This window comes from Variovorax sp. P4_B11, from assembly GCF_056402355.1.
In genome coordinates this window covers 1-14,811 of record NZ_JBFUHO010000070.1, presented here as the reverse complement: position 1 = coordinate 14,811, position 14,811 = coordinate 1, and the positions used below count along the sequence as shown (strand labels likewise).

The 14,811-nt window shown below is 69.1% G+C and carries 14 protein-coding genes; 11 read left to right on the top strand and 3 right to left on the bottom strand.

Annotated features, from left to right (window positions below):
* Positions 1 to 56 precede the first annotated feature (56 nt).
* The 9 genes from nirB (at position 57) to AC1DYD_RS35090 (ending at position 10,123) form a co-directional block, all read left to right on the top strand.
* Positions 57 to 2,513 carry a nitrite reductase large subunit NirB gene (nirB, locus tag AC1DYD_RS35130; RefSeq protein WP_478177355.1) on the top strand — a complete coding sequence of 819 codons (2,457 nt, stop codon included), beginning with the start codon at positions 57 to 59 and terminating at the stop codon, positions 2,511 to 2,513.
* Positions 2,514 to 2,527: 14 nt separating this feature from the next.
* A complete protein-coding gene (nirD, locus tag AC1DYD_RS35125) occupies positions 2,528 to 2,908 on the top strand; it encodes a nitrite reductase small subunit NirD (protein ID WP_478177354.1) in 381 nt (126 codons plus the stop codon).
* Positions 2,909 to 2,919: 11 nt separating this feature from the next.
* On the top strand, positions 2,920 to 5,736 hold the full coding sequence (locus AC1DYD_RS35120) for a nitrate reductase (RefSeq protein WP_478177353.1): 2,817 nt from the start codon (positions 2,920 to 2,922) through the stop codon (positions 5,734 to 5,736).
* Positions 5,737 to 5,760: 24 nt separating this feature from the next.
* A complete protein-coding gene (ybiB, locus tag AC1DYD_RS35115; RefSeq protein WP_478177352.1) occupies positions 5,761 to 6,693 on the top strand; it encodes a DNA-binding protein YbiB in 933 nt (310 codons plus the stop codon).
* Entirely contained in the window at positions 6,690 to 7,478 is a 789-nt protein-coding gene (cobA, locus tag AC1DYD_RS35110) for a uroporphyrinogen-III C-methyltransferase (protein WP_478177351.1), read from the top strand. The genes ybiB and cobA overlap by 4 nt, the downstream gene beginning before the upstream one ends.
* A gap of 75 nt (positions 7,479 to 7,553) precedes the next feature.
* Positions 7,554 to 8,792, top strand: a complete 1,239-nt coding sequence (locus AC1DYD_RS35105) for a BaiN/RdsA family NAD(P)/FAD-dependent oxidoreductase (protein WP_478177350.1) — start codon at positions 7,554 to 7,556, stop codon at positions 8,790 to 8,792.
* A gap of 99 nt (positions 8,793 to 8,891) precedes the next feature.
* Positions 8,892 to 9,104, top strand: a complete 213-nt coding sequence (rpsU, locus tag AC1DYD_RS35100; RefSeq protein WP_007833691.1) for a 30S ribosomal protein S21 — start codon at positions 8,892 to 8,894, stop codon at positions 9,102 to 9,104.
* Between the two features lie 111 nt (positions 9,105 to 9,215).
* Complete coding sequence (locus AC1DYD_RS35095; protein ID WP_478177349.1) at positions 9,216 to 9,665, top strand: GatB/YqeY domain-containing protein; 450 nt, start codon at positions 9,216 to 9,218, stop codon at positions 9,663 to 9,665.
* Between the two features lie 2 nt (positions 9,666 to 9,667).
* On the top strand, positions 9,668 to 10,123 hold the full coding sequence (locus AC1DYD_RS35090; RefSeq protein WP_478177348.1) for an NUDIX domain-containing protein: 456 nt from the start codon (positions 9,668 to 9,670) through the stop codon (positions 10,121 to 10,123).
* Positions 10,124 to 10,261: 138 nt separating this feature from the next.
* Here AC1DYD_RS35090 and AC1DYD_RS35085 read toward each other — a convergent pair whose 3' ends face one another.
* A complete protein-coding gene (locus AC1DYD_RS35085; protein ID WP_478177347.1) occupies positions 10,262 to 11,464 on the bottom strand; it encodes an ammonium transporter in 1,203 nt (400 codons plus the stop codon).
* 413 nt (positions 11,465 to 11,877) lie between these two features.
* Positions 11,878 to 13,248, bottom strand: a complete 1,371-nt coding sequence (pmbA, locus tag AC1DYD_RS35080; protein WP_478177346.1) for a metalloprotease PmbA — start codon at positions 13,246 to 13,248, stop codon at positions 11,878 to 11,880.
* 58 nt (positions 13,249 to 13,306) lie between these two features.
* Between pmbA and yjgA the strand changes: the two genes are divergently transcribed.
* Together yjgA and mog are read left to right on the top strand one after the other, a co-directional pair.
* Entirely contained in the window at positions 13,307 to 13,963 is a 657-nt protein-coding gene (yjgA, locus tag AC1DYD_RS35075; protein ID WP_478177345.1) for a ribosome biogenesis factor YjgA, read from the top strand.
* Positions 13,960 to 14,547 (top strand): molybdopterin adenylyltransferase, encoded by a 588-nt coding sequence (gene mog, locus AC1DYD_RS35070; protein WP_478177344.1) that lies wholly within the window; start codon positions 13,960 to 13,962, stop codon positions 14,545 to 14,547. Before yjgA ends, mog begins: the two co-directional genes overlap by 4 nt.
* Here mog and AC1DYD_RS35065 read toward each other — a convergent pair.
* The coding region (locus AC1DYD_RS35065) for an aldehyde dehydrogenase family protein (RefSeq protein WP_478177343.1) at positions 14,544 to 14,811 on the bottom strand (268 nt) is incomplete at its 5' end. The two genes, mog and AC1DYD_RS35065, sit on opposite strands and share 4 nt — an antisense overlap.

Genomic DNA, 14,811 nt, shown 5'->3' with positions numbered 1-14,811 from the left:
CTCCACGCCCGCGCTGGGCACCCTGCTTGATTGATTCCACGAAAGGTCCAGCCTCCATGAAGAAGATGAAACTCGTGATGGTCGGCAACGGCATGGCCGGCGTGCGCACGCTCGAAGAGCTGCTGAAGATCGAACCCGATCTCTATGACATCACCGTGTTCGGCGCCGAGCCGCACCCCAACTACAACCGCATCCTGCTGTCGCCGGTGCTGGCCGGCGAGCAGACGGTGGACGAGATCGTGCTCAACAGCTGGGAGTGGTACACCGAGAACCGCATCACGTTGCACGCCGGCAAGAAGGTGGTGGAGATCGACCGCGTCAAGCGCGTCGTGCGCGCCGACGACGGCACCGAGGCCGCCTACGACCGGCTGCTGCTGTGCACCGGCTCCAACCCCTTCATGCTGCCGGTGCCCGGCAAGGAGCTGAAGGGCGTGATCGCCTACCGCGACATCGCCGACACCGACTACATGATCGAGACCGCGAAGACGCACAAGAACGCGGTGGTGATCGGCGGCGGCCTGCTGGGCCTGGAAGCGGCCAACGGCCTGATGCTGCGCGGCATGACCGTGACCGTGGTGCACGTGATGCCCTGGCTGATGGAGCGCCAGCTCGACGACGTCGCCGGCAAGCTGCTGCAGAAGTCGCTGGAGGACCGCGGGCTGACGTTCCTGATGGGCGCGCAGACGCAGGAGCTGGTCGGCGGACCCGAGGGCCGCGTCACCGCGATCCGCTTCAAGGACGGCACCGAGGTCGCGGCCGACCTGGTCGTGATGGCGGTCGGCATCCGGCCCAACACCGAGCTGGCCGAGAAGGCCCGGCTGCACGTCAACCGCGGCATCGTCGTCACAGACACCATGCAGACCGTGACCGATGCGCGGATCTACTCGGTCGGCGAGTGCGCGGCCCATCGCGGCATCGCCTACGGCCTGGTGGCGCCGCTGTTCGAGCAGGCCAAGGTGGCGGCCAACCACCTGGCGCAGTTCGGCATCGGCCGCTACCTGGGCTCGCTGACCTCGACCAAGCTCAAGGTCACGGGCATCGACCTGTTCTCGGCCGGCGAGTTCATGGGCGGAGAAGGCACGGAGGAGATCGTGATGAGCGACCCCTTCGGCGGCGTCTACAAGAAGCTGGTGATCAAGGACGACAAGCTGGTCGGCGCCTGCCTCTACGGCGACACCGTCGACGGCAGCTGGTACTTCAAGCTCTTGCGCGACGGCCGCAGCGTGCACGACATCCGCGACAAGCTGATGTTCGGCGAATCGAACATCGGCGACACCGGCCACGAGGGCCACAGCAAGGCCGCGACGATGCCCGACGACGCCGAGGTCTGCGGCTGCAACGGCGTCAACAAGGGCACCATCTGCAAGGCGATCAAGGACAAGGGGCTGTTCACGCTCGAAGAGGTCAAGAAGCACACCAAGGCCAGCGCCTCGTGCGGCTCGTGCACCGGCCTGGTCGAGCAGATCCTGATGTTCACGGCCGGCGGCGACTACTCCGCCACGCCGAAGAAGAAGGCGGTCTGCGGCTGCACCGACGTCAGCCACCAGGACGTGCGGGACGCGATCCGCAAGGAGCACTTCCTGACGCACGACGAGGTGTACCGCAATCTCGGCTGGCGCACGCCCAACGGCTGCGCGACCTGCCGCCCGGCCGTCAACTACTACCTGATCTCGACCTGGCCCAAGGAAGCCAAGGACGATCCGCAGAGCCGCTTCATCAACGAGCGCAGCCACGCCAACATCCAGAAGGACGGCACCTACTCGGTGATCCCGCGCATGTGGGGCGGCCATACCACGCCCGACGAGCTGCGCCGCATCGCCGACGCGGCCGACAAATACAAGATCCCGACCGTCAAGGTCACGGGCGGCCAGCGCATCGACCTGCTGGGCGTCAGGAAGGAAGACCTCGAGAACGTCTGGAAGGACATCGGCATGCCCTCGGGCTTCGCCTACGCCAAGTCGCTGCGCACGGTGAAGACCTGCGTCGGCAGCGAATGGTGCCGCTTCGGCACCCAGGACTCGACGCAGATGGGCAAGGACCTGGAACGCGCGCTGTGGGCGATGTACTCGCCGCACAAGGTCAAGCTGGCGGTCTCGGGCTGCCCGCGCAACTGCGCCGAATCGGGCATCAAGGATGTCGGCGTGATCGGCGTCGACTCGGGCTGGGAAATCTACGTCGGCGGCAACGGCGGCATCAAGACCGAGGTGGCGCACTTCCTGGTCAAGGTGAAAAGCGCCGAGGAGGTGATGGCGTACGCCGGCGCCTTCCTGCAGCTGTACCGCGAGGAAGGCTGGTACCTGGAGCGCACGGTGCACTACATCGGCCGCGTCGGGCTCGACTACGTGAAGAAGAAGATCCTGGAGGACGCCGAGGGCCGCAAGGCGCTGTGGGAGCGGCTGCAGTTCGCACTCGACGGCGAGCCCGATCCGTGGTTCGAATCGAGCCAGGCCGCGGTCGATGTCCGCCAGTTCACGCCGGTGGCGGTGGTCGACACGCGGCCGCAAACCGTTTGAAGGAGCGCACGAGCATGAACGAATGGAAACCAATCTGCCGCGTCGACGACATCCCGGTACTGGGTGCGCGGCGCGTGGCCCGGCCTGCGGGCATCGACGTCGCGGTGTTCCGCAATGCCGAGAACCAGGTCTTCGCGTTGCTCGACCGCTGCCCGCACAAGGGCGGCCCGCTGAGCCAGGGCATCGTCTTCGGAACCAGCGTGGCCTGCCCGCTGCACAACTGGGCGATCGGGATCGACGACGGCTGCGCCAAGTCGCCCGACGAAGGCTGCACGCCACGCTTCGCGGTCCAGGTGGCGGATGGCGTGGTGCACCTGGATGCGCAGGAGCTCGAATCGCACGCGACCGATCTCGCGCGGCCGGTCGCTGGCCCCAAGCGCACCATCGAAGTCTAAGGTCACGAGCCATGAAGGAAACACGCTCGACCTGCCCTTACTGTGGCGTGGGCTGCGGCGTGATCATCGAATCCGATGGCGCGCAGATCACCGGCGTGCGCGGCGATCCCGAACACCCGGCCAACTTCGGCCGCCTGTGCACCAAGGGCTCCACGCTGCACCTCACGGCCAGCGCCGCGGTCACGATGCAGACGCGCCTGCTGCGGCCCATGCAGCGCGCCACGCGAGGCTCGGCGCCCGAGCCGACCAGCTGGGACGGCGCGCTCGACCTCGCCGTCGAGAAGTTCGCGCAGGTGATCCGCGACCACGGCCCGGACGCCGTGGGCTTCTACGTCTCGGGCCAGCTGCTGACCGAGGACTACTACGTTTTCAACAAGCTCGCCAAGGGCCTGATCGGCACCAACAACATCGACACCAACTCGCGCCTGTGCATGAGCAGCGCGGTGGCCGGCTACAAGAAGACGCTCGGCGCCGATGCGCCGCCGGCCTGCTACGACGACCTCCAGTTCGCCGACTGCCTGTTCATCGTCGGCAGCAACACGGCCTGGGCGCACCCGATCCTGTTCCGGCGCATCGAGGACGCGAAGGCCGCCAACCCGGCGCTGAAGATCATCGTGGCCGACCCGCGCCGCACCGACACGGTCGAGATCGCCGACCTGTTCCTACCGATCCAGCCCGGCACCGACGTCATGCTGTTCAACGGCATGCTGCACCTGATGCTGTGGGAAGGCTGGACCGACGCCCGCTACATCGCCGAGCACACGAGCGGCTTCGACGCGCTCAAGGCCACGGTGCGCGACTGCACGCCCGACCGCGTGGCGCAGGTCTGCGGCATCGCCAAGGACGACCTGCTGCAGGCCGCGCGCCTGTTCGCGACCTCGGCGGCCACGCTGAGCCTGTACTGCCAGGGCCTCAACCAGTCGTCCTCGGGCACGGCCAAGAATGCGGCGCTGATCAACCTGCACCTGGCGACGGCGCAGATCGGCAAGCCCGGCGCCGGCCCGTTCTCGCTGACCGGCCAGCCCAACGCGATGGGCGGCCGCGAGGTCGGCGGACTGGCCAACCTGCTGTCGGCGCACCGCGATCTTGCGAACCCCGCGCACCGCGCCGAAGTCGCGGCGCTCTGGGGCGTGCCCGAGGTCCCCCAGAAGCCCGGCAAGACTGCGGTCGAGATGTTCCAGGCCGCCGCCGACGGCGAGATCCGCGCGCTGTGGATCGCCTGCACCAACCCGGCGCAGTCGATGCCCGACCAGGCGACCGTGCGCCGGGCGCTCGAACGCTGCGAGTTCGTGGTGGTGCAAGAGGCCTTCTCGACCACCTCGACCTGCGACTTCGCCGATCTGCTGCTGCCGGCCACCACCTGGGGCGAGAAGGAAGGCACGGTCACCAACAGCGAGCGCCGGATCTCGCGCGTGCGCCCGGCGGTCACGGCGCCGGGCCAGGCCCGCGACGACTGGGCGATCGGCGTGGCCTTCGCGCGCAGGCTCGAGGCACGGCTCGCGCGTACCGGCGCGCCGAACACCCTCTTCCCCTACGGCGACGCCGAATCGGTCTGGAACGAGCACCGCGAAAGCACCCGCGGGCGCGACCTCGATATCACCGGCATGAGCTACGCGATGCTCGAGGCCGCGCCGCAGCAATGGCCGCTGCGCGAGGGCGAGGCCACGGGCCGCGCGCGGCTCTACGAGGACGGCGTCTTCCCGACAGCCGACGGCCGTGCCCGTTTCGTCGACACGCCCTACAAGCCCGTGGCCGAGGCCCGCGAGGCGCGCTATCCGTTCTCGCTCAACACCGGCCGGCTGCGCGACCAGTGGCATGGCATGAGCCGCACCGGCACGCTGGGCCGCCTGTTCGGCCACGTGGCCGAGCCGAGCGTGCAGATGCATCCGCAGGACATGGCGCGCCGCCAGCTGGCCGAAGGCGACCTGGTGCATGTGACATCGCGCCGCGGCTCGATCGTGCTGCCGGTCGCGGCCAGCGCCGAGGTCGGCCTGTCCCAGGCCTTCATCGCGATGCACTGGGGCGGCGAGTACCTGAGCGGCAGCTCGAGCACCGGCGAACGGCTGGCAGGCGTCAACGCGCTCACCACGCCGAGCTACTGCCCCGACTCGAAGCAGCCCGAGCTCAAGCACACGGCGGTCAAGATCCTCAAGGCCGAACTGCCCTGGTCGCTGCTCGCCGCCGCCTGGCTGCCGCAGGACGCGGCGCTGGACACCGCCGGTGTGCTGCGCGGGCTGATGCAGAGCTTTCCCTTCGCCAGCTGCGTGCCCTTCGGGGCCGGCGCTGCGCTCGAAGGCAGCGCCCCCGAGCGCACCGGCATCCTGTTCCGCGCCGCGGCCTACGAGGCCCCGCCCGACGCCGTGCTGGCCCGGATCGAAAGCCTGCTGGCGCTGGGCGGCAGCGACACCCTGCGCTATGCCGATGCCCGGCGCGGCCAGCGGCGCGCCGTGCGCCTGGTGCGCGATGGCGAGGATGCCCGGCTCGAGGGCTTCCTGCTCGGCGGCGACACCCGCGCGGAGGCCTGGATCAAGGCGCTGCTGCAGGATCGCCTGCCGGCCCAGGCCTACGGCCGCCAGCTGCTGCGCCCCGGTGCCGCGGCCCCGGCCGGCGTGGCCGCGCGCGGCAAGGTCATCTGCAGCTGCCTCGGCGTCACGCAGACCGCCATCGAGGCCCAGCTGGCGACCGGTTCGGGCGACGAACACCAGCGCCTGGCCGGGCTGCAGGGCGCGCTGAAGTGCGGCAGCAACTGCGGCTCCTGCCTGCCCGAGCTCAAGCGCATGGTGCGCGCCGCCGCCGCGGGGCATAAGCCCACTGCCCAACCGGCATAAGGCATGCGGGACAATCCAGCACCCATGGGAATCAGCCACTACATCAAGGAAATCGGCCGCGGCGCGCGCGGTGCGAAGCCGCTCGCCCGCGAACAGGCCTCGGACCTGTTCGGCCAGGTGCTCGACGGCAGCATCTCAGACCTCGAGATGGGCGCCTTTTGCCTGGCGATGCGCATCAAGGGCGAGACGCCCGAGGAGCTGGCCGGTTTCCTCGATGCCACCCATGCGCGGCTGGCGCGCTTTCCGGCCACCGACCGGCCGCTGGTGGTGCTGCCGAGCTACAACGGCGCCCGCCGGCTGCCGGTGCTGACACCGCTGCTGGCGCTGCTGCTGGCGCGCGAGGGGCTGCCGGTGCTGGTGCACGGCGCGGCCACCGAATCGGCCCGGGTGCTGGCGTCCAGCGTGCTGGCCGCGCTCGACGTGCCGGCGCTGGCGGCGATCCGCCCGATCGCCGAGGGCGAGGCGGTGTTCGCGCCCACCGAGCTGCTGAGCCCCGGGCTCAAGCGCCTGCTCGACGTGCGCCGCGTGGTCGGCCTGCGCAACCCCGGCCACAGCGTGGTCAAGCTGATGCAGCCCGGCCTCGGCGACTGCGTGGTGGTCGGCAGCTACACCCATCCCGAATACGCGCGCTCGATGGCCGCCACCTTCGAGCTGACCGGCATGACTGCCCTGCTCTCGCGCGGCCTCGAGGGCGAGAGCGCAGCCGATCCGCGCCGCACCGCGCAGGTCGACGGCTTCGTGCGCGGGCAGCGCATCGCCTTGCAGGCGCAGCAGCCCGGCACCCAGGCCGAAGTGCCCGGCCTGCCCAGCGAGATCGACATCCAGACCACGGCCCGCTACACCCGCAGCGTGCTGGCCGGCGAACTGCCGGTGCCGGGCGCCATCGCGCAGCAGGTCGCGCACATCATTCAACTGGCGCAGCGCGCGCAAGAAACGCAAACCGCGGAGACCCCATGAGCCCACTTTCACCCCAAGGCAGCTGCACCCTGGTCGGTGCCGGCCCCGGCGACCCCGAATTGCTGACGCTCAAGGCGGTCAAGGCGATCCAGGCCGCGACCGTGCTGCTGGTCGACGACCTGGTCAACGACGAGGTCCTGGCCTATGCCCGACCGGGCGCCCGCATCGTCCACGTCGGCAAGCGCGGCGGCTGCCGCAGCACGCCGCAGGCCTTCATCGAGCGGCTCATGATCACCGCGGTGCAGGAAGGCGAGACCGTGGTGCGCCTCAAAGGTGGCGACCCCTTCATCTTCGGCCGCGGCGGCGAGGAGGTCGAGCACCTGCGCGAGGCCGGCATCGAGGTGCGGGTGGTCAACGGCATCACGGCCGGACTGGCCGCGGTCACTGCGCTGGGCGTCCCGCTGACCCACCGCGACCACGCCCAGGGCGTGGTGTTCGTCACCGGCCATGCCAAGACCGGCTACGCGGCCGGCGAGCACCCGACCGACTGGCGCCAGCTGGCCGCCACCGCGCGCGACGCCCGCCTGACGCTGGTGATCTACATGGGTGTCGCCGGCGTCGCGCACATCCAGCACGAGCTGCTGCACGGCCTGCCCGGCGACACCCCCGCCGCCGTGATCCAGCACGCCAGCCTGCCGCAGCAGCGCCATATCGCGACCACGCTGGCGCAACTGCGCGCCGACATCGCGAGCGCGGCGATGACCAGTCCGTCGGTGATCGTGGTCGGCGACGTGCTGCGCGGCCTGGCCGCGGCCGGCCTGCCGTGGACCCGCTTCGGCACATGAGCGCAGCGCCGGGCCGCCCCAAGCAAGCTCGCACCGCAGTGCGCAACACGAAGGTACTCCCGTGAGCCCGGCCGTTTGAACGCCTTCGACGTCGTTGTCATCGGCGCCGGCGCTGCCGGCCTCTTCTGCGCCAGCCTCGCAGGCCAGCGCGGCCTGAAGGTGCTGCTGCTCGACCATGGCGAGCGCATCGCCGAGAAGATCCGCATCTCGGGCGGCGGCCGCGCGAACTTCACCAACCGCGACCTCGACGTGCGCTCGCCGCAGCGGCACTTCATCGGCGACAACCCGAACTTCTGCCGCTCGGCCCTGTCGCGCTACACGCCGCAGCAGTTCATCGCCCTCGTCCAGCGCCATGGCATTGCCTTCCACGAAAAGCACAAGGGCCAGCTGTTCTGCGATGGCCCGTCGCAGCAGATCATCGACATGCTGCTGGCCGAATGCGCGGCCGGCGGCGTGACCCACTGGCAGCCCTGCAGCGTCGGCGGGATCGCCTGGTCGGCAGAAGGCGGCTACGGCCTCGAAACCAGTCGCGGCACCATGAAGTCGCCTCGCCTCGTCATCGCCACCGGCGGCCTCTCGATCCCGCAGATCGGCGCCAGCGACTTCGGCTATCGCATCGCGGCCCAATTCGGCCTGCGCGTGGTCGCGCCGCGGCCGGCCCTGGTGCCGCTGACCTTCGGCGGCGAGGCCTGGGAGCCCTACGCGGGCCTGGCCGGCCTCGCGCTGCCGGTGCAGATCGAGACCGGCAGCAAGAAGGAGCGCATGAGCTTCCACGAGGACCTGCTGTTCACGCACCGCGGCCTGTCGGGGCCGGCGGTGCTGCAGATCTCGAGCTACTGGAAGCCCGGCGCGCCGCTGACCCTCGACTTCGCCCCCGGCACCGACGTCGCGGCCGCCCTCGGCGAGGCCAAGCAGCGCTCCCGCAAGCGGATCGGGAATGAATTGGCCGCCTGGGTGCCCTCCCGGCTGGCCGACGCCTGGGTCGGCCAGGACGCCGCTCTACAGCGCCCGATCAACGAAGCCGCCGACCGGGCGCTGGCCGCCCTGGCGGAACGCATCGCGCGCTGGCAGATCACGCCCAGCGGCACCGAAGGCTACAAGAAGGCCGAAGTGACGGCCGGCGGCGTCGACACCCGCGACCTCTCGTCCCAGACCCTGGAATCGAAGCAGCCCGGCCTCTACTTCATCGGCGAGGTGGTGGACGTCACGGGCTGGCTCGGCGGTTACAACTTCCAGTGGGCGTGGGCCAGCGCTCACGCCTGTGCACAGGCACTGGCGCCGGAAGGCAAAGCTGACGCTATAATGTTGGGCTAACTTCGGCCTCCCCTCAACGGCCCACCCCATTTTTCAGTTGAGGAACCCCGGCCCGGGGCCTCGATCTCCCCTGGCCAAATTGAACCAACCGATCCTTCAATGACCACCATCCGCGTAAAAGAAAACGAGCCCTTCGACGTCGCACTGCGCCGCTTCAAGCGCACCATCGAAAAGCTCGGCCTGCTGACCGACCTGCGCGCTCGCGAGTTCTACGAGAAGCCGACCGCCGAGCGCAAGCGCAAGAAGGCCGCGGCCGTCAAGCGCCACTACAAGCGCGTGCGCAGCATGCAGCTCCCGAAGAAGCTGTACTAAGCACTTCGCAGCGTTGGCTTCACGGCCACCGCCCGGTTCAACCCGGATCGAGCCGCGCCAGGGAAACCCTGCCGCGGCTTTTGTTTTTCGCTCCATCAACGAAAGCCTGCCATGAGCCTCAAGGACCAGATCACCGAAGACATGAAGACCGCGATGCGCGCCAAGGACTCCGAGCGCCTGGGTCCCATCCGCCTGCTGCTCGCGGCCCTCAAGCAGAAAGAAGTCGACGAGCGGATCGAACTCGATGACGCGATGGTCGTCGCGATCGTCGACAAGCTGGTCAAGCAGCGCAAGGACTCGGTCGCCGCCTTCACCCAGGGCGGACGCACCGACCTGGCCGACAAGGAAGCGGCCGAGATCAAGGTGTTGGAGGTCTACCTGCCGCAGCGCATGAGCGCCGACGAGGTCGCGGTCGAGGTCAAGGCGATCGTCGCCGAACTCGGCGCCAAGGGCCCGGGCGACATGGGCAAGGTCATGGGCGCAGTCAAGACCCGGCTGGCCGGCAAGGCCGACATGGGCCAGGTCAGCGCCGCCGTCAAGGCCGCGCTCTCGGGCGCCTGAGCGTGGCGAAGGCAAGCCCGGTCCTCAAGGCCTGCGCCTGCCTGGTCGACGTCCAGGGTCGGCTGCTGGTGTTCCATCACCCCGAGGACCGGAGCATGCAGTTGCCCAAGGGCACCGTCGAGGCCGGGGAAGCGCCCGAGGACGCGGTACGGCGCGAACTGCTGGAGGAATCCGGCATCGACTACCTGGGTGAACTGCTGCCGCTGGGCACCATCGACCGCTGCTGCGAGGCCGGCATCGAAGGCAACAAGCACCGCCACCCGCAGCTCTGGCACCTGTACCTGATGCGCGCCGAAGCGCCGCTGCCCGAAAGCTTCGAACATGTCGCCTCGGGCAGCCCCGAGGAAGACGGCCTGGTCTTCAGCTTCAGCTGGCTGGCGCCCGACGCCCCGCTGGACGACTTCGCAGCCCCCTACGTCCGGGTGATCGAAAAAGTCCGCGCCGCCCTTCTGCCCTGAGCCGCATTCCGCGCGGGCCCGGCCGGTGCAGCCAGGCCCGTTGGTGAAACACCGTGGAACCGGCTTCGCCGGGCCACCGGTGTTGCCCCCGGTAGGGGGTGGGAGGGCTACACGCAGTGAGCCCGACCTGGGGGCGAGTCACCAATTGGCTTCGCGCTCGGGCGTGGCACTGATGTGGTGGATCGACAAATCGGCCCCCTCGTATTCCTCTTCCTGCGACAGGCGCAGTCCGAGCGTGGCCTGCAGCACGCCGTACACCGCGCCGCCCGCCACCAGCGCCCACCCCACGCCGATCACCACGCCGATGAGCTGGGCCCACAGGTTCACGCCGCCGATGCCGCCCAGCGCCCGGCTGCCGAAGATGCCCGCCGCGATGCCGCCCCAGGTGCCGCACAAGCCGTGGAGCGGCCAGACGCCGAGCACGTCGTCGATCTTCCATTTGTTCTGCGTGAGGGTGAAGAGCTTGACGAAGATCGCGCCGGCCACGCCACCCGCCACCAGCGCGCCGATCGGGTGCATCAGGTCCGAGCCCGCACAGACGGCCACCAGGCCGGCCAGCGGGCCGTTGTAGACGAAGCCCGGATCGTTCTTGCCCAGCGCCAGCGCCACCAGCGTGCCGCCCACCATCGCCATCAGCGAATTCACCGCCACCAGGCCGGAGATCTTGTCGATCGTCTGCGCGCTCATCACGTTGAAGCCGAACCAGCCGACGCACAGGACCCAGGCGCCGAGGGCCAGGAACGGGATGTTCGATGGCGGATGGGCGCTCAGCGAGCCGTCGCCGCGGTAGCGGTTGCGGCGCGCGCCCAGCAGCAGCACCGCCGGCAACGCGAGCCAGCCGCCCATCGCGTGGACCACGACCGAGCCCGCGAAGTCATGGAATTCATTGCCGGTCGCCCGGACCAGCCAGTCCTGGATGCCGAAGGCCCGGTTCCAGGCAATGCCCTCGTACAGCGGGTAGACGAAGCCCACGATGACCGCCGTGGCGATCAGCTGCGGCCAGAACTTGGCGCGTTCCGCGATGCCGCCCGAGATGATCGCCGGGATCGCGGCGGCAAAGGTGAGCAGGAAGAAGAAGCGCACCAGCTCGAAGCCGCTGCCGAGCGCCAGCTGATCGGCGCCGACGAAGAAGTGCGTGCCATAGGCGACGCCGAAGCCGACCAGGAAGTAGACGATGGTCGAGACCGAGAAATCGACCAGGATCTTGACCAGCGCGTTGACCTGGTTCTTCTTGCGTACCGTGCCCAGTTCGAGAAAGGCGAAGCCCGCATGCATCGACAACACCATGATGGCGCCCAGAAGAAGAAATAGCGCGTTCGCGCCCCGAGTCAGTGCGTCCATGAAGTTTGTTTTTTGAAGTTTGCGTCGATGTGGTGCATTCAGCCCTGAATCAAGGGCTGGCGCGTCACCAGGAAGCAAAAATGGTGCCAAACACGCTTCACTGCGGTGCCTCACGCTCCATATCGTGCACAGCGCACAGAAATGTGGCTCGCCCCCAGGTTGCCCGGCACTTCGTGTCGGCGCCCACCCCCTGCCGGGGGCACAGTCAGCGGCCCGGCGAAGCCGGTTCCGCGACTGCTCACGAACAGGCGCGCTGCGCGCAGCCTAGGACAACCACTGCGCCGATCGCTTTGGCCGGCGCAGCCAGGCCCGTTGGTGAAACACCGCGGATCTGGCTTTGCCAGGCCGCTGGTGTTGCCCCCGGTAGGGGGTGGGCGCCCGGACACGAAGTGCCGGGCAACCTGGGGGCGAGCCTATGCCCCCGCGACCTTCATGCGGTTGACCAGCACGGAACCGGTGGTCTTGGCGCCGTAGTTGTAGGCATCGGCCCCCACCGCCTCGATGCCCAGCAGCATGTCCTTGAGATTGCCGGCGATCGTGATCTCCTGCACCGGGAACGCGATCCGGCCCTTCTCGACCCAGAAGCCGCTGGCGCCGCGCGAATAATCGCCGGTGACGTAGTTGACCCCCTGCCCCATCAGCTCGATCACCAGCAGGCCGGTGCCGAGCTTGGCCAGCATGGCGTCGAGATCGTCGTCCTTTTTCGTCAGGCGGGAAGTCAGCGTCAAATTGTGCGAGCCGCCGGCATTGCCGGTGGTCTTCATGCCCAGCTTGCGGGCCGAATAGGTGCTGAGGAAATAACCCTCGAGCCGTCCGGCGTCGACCACCTTGCGCTTGCGCGTCGTCACGCCTTCGTCGTCGAAGGGCGAGCTGCCCTTGCCGCGCGGCACGTGCGGATCCTCGACCACGTCGATGTGCTTGGGCAGCACCTTCTTGCCCAGCGAATCGAGCAGGAAGCTGCTCTTGCGGTAGAGCGCACCGCCGCTGGTGGCCTGCACCAGGCCGCCCAGCAGGCCGGCCGCCAGCGGCGACTCGAACAGCACCGGGCATTCGGTGGTCTTGATCTTTCGCGACTTGAGGCGGCTGAGCGCACGTTCGGCGGCGTAGCGGCCCACCGCCGCGGGACTCGCGAGCTCGTCGGCCGAGCGCATCGAGCTGTACCAGGCGTCGCGCTGCATGTCGTCGCCGCGGCCGGCGATCGGCGCCACCGAGATCGAATGGCGCGAACTCGCGTAGCCGCCGCGGAAGCCCCGCGTGTGGGCACTGAAGAAATGGCTCTGTTGCGCCGAGACGCCGGCGCCTTCGCTGTTGGTGATGCGCTTGTCGGTCGAGAGGGCCGCCGCCTCGCATTCGAGCGCCAGCCGGGCCGCCTGCTCACTGCTGATGTCCCAGGGATGGAACAGGTCGAGGTCGGGCTGCTCCTTGGCGATGTCGGCCTCGTCGGGCAGGCCGCTGACCGGGTCTTCGGCCGTGAAGCGGGCGATGTCATAGGCCGCCTGCACGGTCTGCGCGATGGCGGCCTCGGAGAAGTCGGAGGTGCTGGCGTTGCCGCGGCGATGGCCGACGTAGACCGTGACGCCGAGCGACTTGTCGCGGTTGCGCTCGACGTTCTCGAGCTCGCCCTTGCGCACCGAGACGCTCAGGCCGCAGCCTTCGGACGCCTCCGCGCCGGCATCGGTCGCTCCGAGCTTCTTGGCATGCGCCAAGGCGGAATCGACCAGGTTTTCGAAGAAGGGACGGCTGTAGGCGAAGCCGGAGTCGGCGCGCGATGAAGATGTGGTCATGTGTTGGCTATGATACTTGCGCCCCCTGTTCCCGATGGTGCGGCCAACGATTGCATCTATGTCCCGCAAACCCAAAAAAGGCTACTTCGTCCGTGGCGAGTTCGTAGCCGAAGGCAGCGAACTCGATCTGGAGCTCAAGCGCGAGCTCAAGGGCACCGACGCCGCCAGCAAGACCGACCTCAAGCGCGAGAGCGCCGAACTGCAGGCGCTGGGCGAAGCCCTGCTCGGCCTGCGGGCCGGCCTGTTCGACGCCCTTGACCTGGGCGACAAGCTCAAGGACGCGATCGCCGACGCCAAGCGCATCACCAACTTCGAGGGCAAGCGGCGCCAGATGCAGTTCATCGGCAAGCTGATGCGCGGCCTCGATGCCGAGACCCTCGACGCGGTGCGCGCCGCCCTGGCCGAGCAGGATCGCCTGCCGGCCGAGGAGACCGCGGCGCTGCACGACGCCGAGCGCTGGCGCGACCGGCTGATCGCCGACGACGATGCGCTCGGCGGCTGGATCGAAACCCACCCCGCCTCCGACGCGCAGCAGCTGCGCGCGCTGGTGCGCCAGGCCCGCAAGGACATCAAGGCCGGCCCGGCAGGCGTTGCCCCACGCCAGGGCAAGGCCTACCGCGAGGTGTTCCAGCTCGTGCGCGCCCAGCTGCGCGTGCATGGCACGGCCGACCTCAGTGACGAGGCCGCGGAGCAGTCGCGCGAGGAAGACGCATGACAGCGCTCGATCCGGTGCGGATCGGCATCGTCTCGGTCAGCGACCGCGCTTCCAGCGGCGTCTACGAGGACAAGGGCCTGCCCGCACTGAAGGAATGGCTGCAGCGCGCCGTGCGCAATCCGATCACCTTCGACTCGCGCCTGATCCCCGACGAGCAGGCCGGCATCAGCACGGCGCTGATCGCGCTGGTCGATGCCGGCTGCTCGCTGGTGCTGACCACCGGCGGCACCGGCCCGGCCCTGCGCGACGTCACGCCCGAAGCCACGCTGGCCGTGGCCCACAAGGAAATGCCGGGCTTCGGCGAGCAGATGCGGCAGATCAGCCTGCGCTTCGTGCCGACCGCGATCCTGTCGCGCCAGGTCGCGGTGATCCGCGAGCGCAGCCTGATCATCAACCTGCCGGGCCAGCCGAAGGCGATCGCCGAAACCCTCGAAGGGCTGCGCAACGCCGACGGCTCGCAGGCCGTGCCGGGCATCTTCGCCGCCGTGCCCTACTGCATCGACCTGATCGGCGGACCGTACCTCGAGACCGACGAGGCGATCTGCAAGGCGTTTCGGCCGAAGTCGGCGATTCGTCCTGCCTAGGCCATCGTGTAGGCGGTCTTCACCACGGTGAAGAACTCCTGCGCGTACCTGCCCTGCTCGCGCGGGCCGTAGCTCGATCCCTTGCGCCCGCCGAAGGGCACGTGGTAGTCCACCCCCGCCGTCGGCAGGTTGACCATCACCATGCCCGCCTGGCTGTGGCGCTTGAAGTGCGTCGCGTACTTCAGCGAGGTGGTGGCGATGCCGGCCGACAGGCCGAACTCGGTGTCGTTGGCCGTGGCCAGCGCTTCCTCGTAGTTCTTCACC

Coding starts and splice junctions, on each gene's coding strand:
- nirB (WP_478177355.1), top strand. CDS start 57: ATGAAGAAGATGAAACTCGTGATGGTCGGCAACGGCATGGCCGGCGTG.
- nirD (WP_478177354.1), top strand. CDS start 2,528: ATGAACGAATGGAAACCAATCTGCCGCGTCGACGACATCCCGGTACTG.
- AC1DYD_RS35120 (WP_478177353.1), top strand. CDS start 2,920: ATGAAGGAAACACGCTCGACCTGCCCTTACTGTGGCGTGGGCTGCGGC.
- ybiB (WP_478177352.1), top strand. CDS start 5,761: ATGGGAATCAGCCACTACATCAAGGAAATCGGCCGCGGCGCGCGCGGT.
- cobA (WP_478177351.1), top strand. CDS start 6,690: ATGAGCCCACTTTCACCCCAAGGCAGCTGCACCCTGGTCGGTGCCGGC.
- rpsU (WP_007833691.1), top strand. CDS start 8,892: ATGACCACCATCCGCGTAAAAGAAAACGAGCCCTTCGACGTCGCACTG.
- AC1DYD_RS35095 (WP_478177349.1), top strand. CDS start 9,216: ATGAGCCTCAAGGACCAGATCACCGAAGACATGAAGACCGCGATGCGC.
- AC1DYD_RS35085 (WP_478177347.1), bottom strand. CDS start 11,464: ATGGACGCACTGACTCGGGGCGCGAACGCGCTATTTCTTCTTCTGGGC.
- pmbA (WP_478177346.1), bottom strand. CDS start 13,248: ATGACCACATCTTCATCGCGCGCCGACTCCGGCTTCGCCTACAGCCGT.
- yjgA (WP_478177345.1), top strand. CDS start 13,307: ATGTCCCGCAAACCCAAAAAAGGCTACTTCGTCCGTGGCGAGTTCGTA.
- mog (WP_478177344.1), top strand. CDS start 13,960: ATGACAGCGCTCGATCCGGTGCGGATCGGCATCGTCTCGGTCAGCGAC.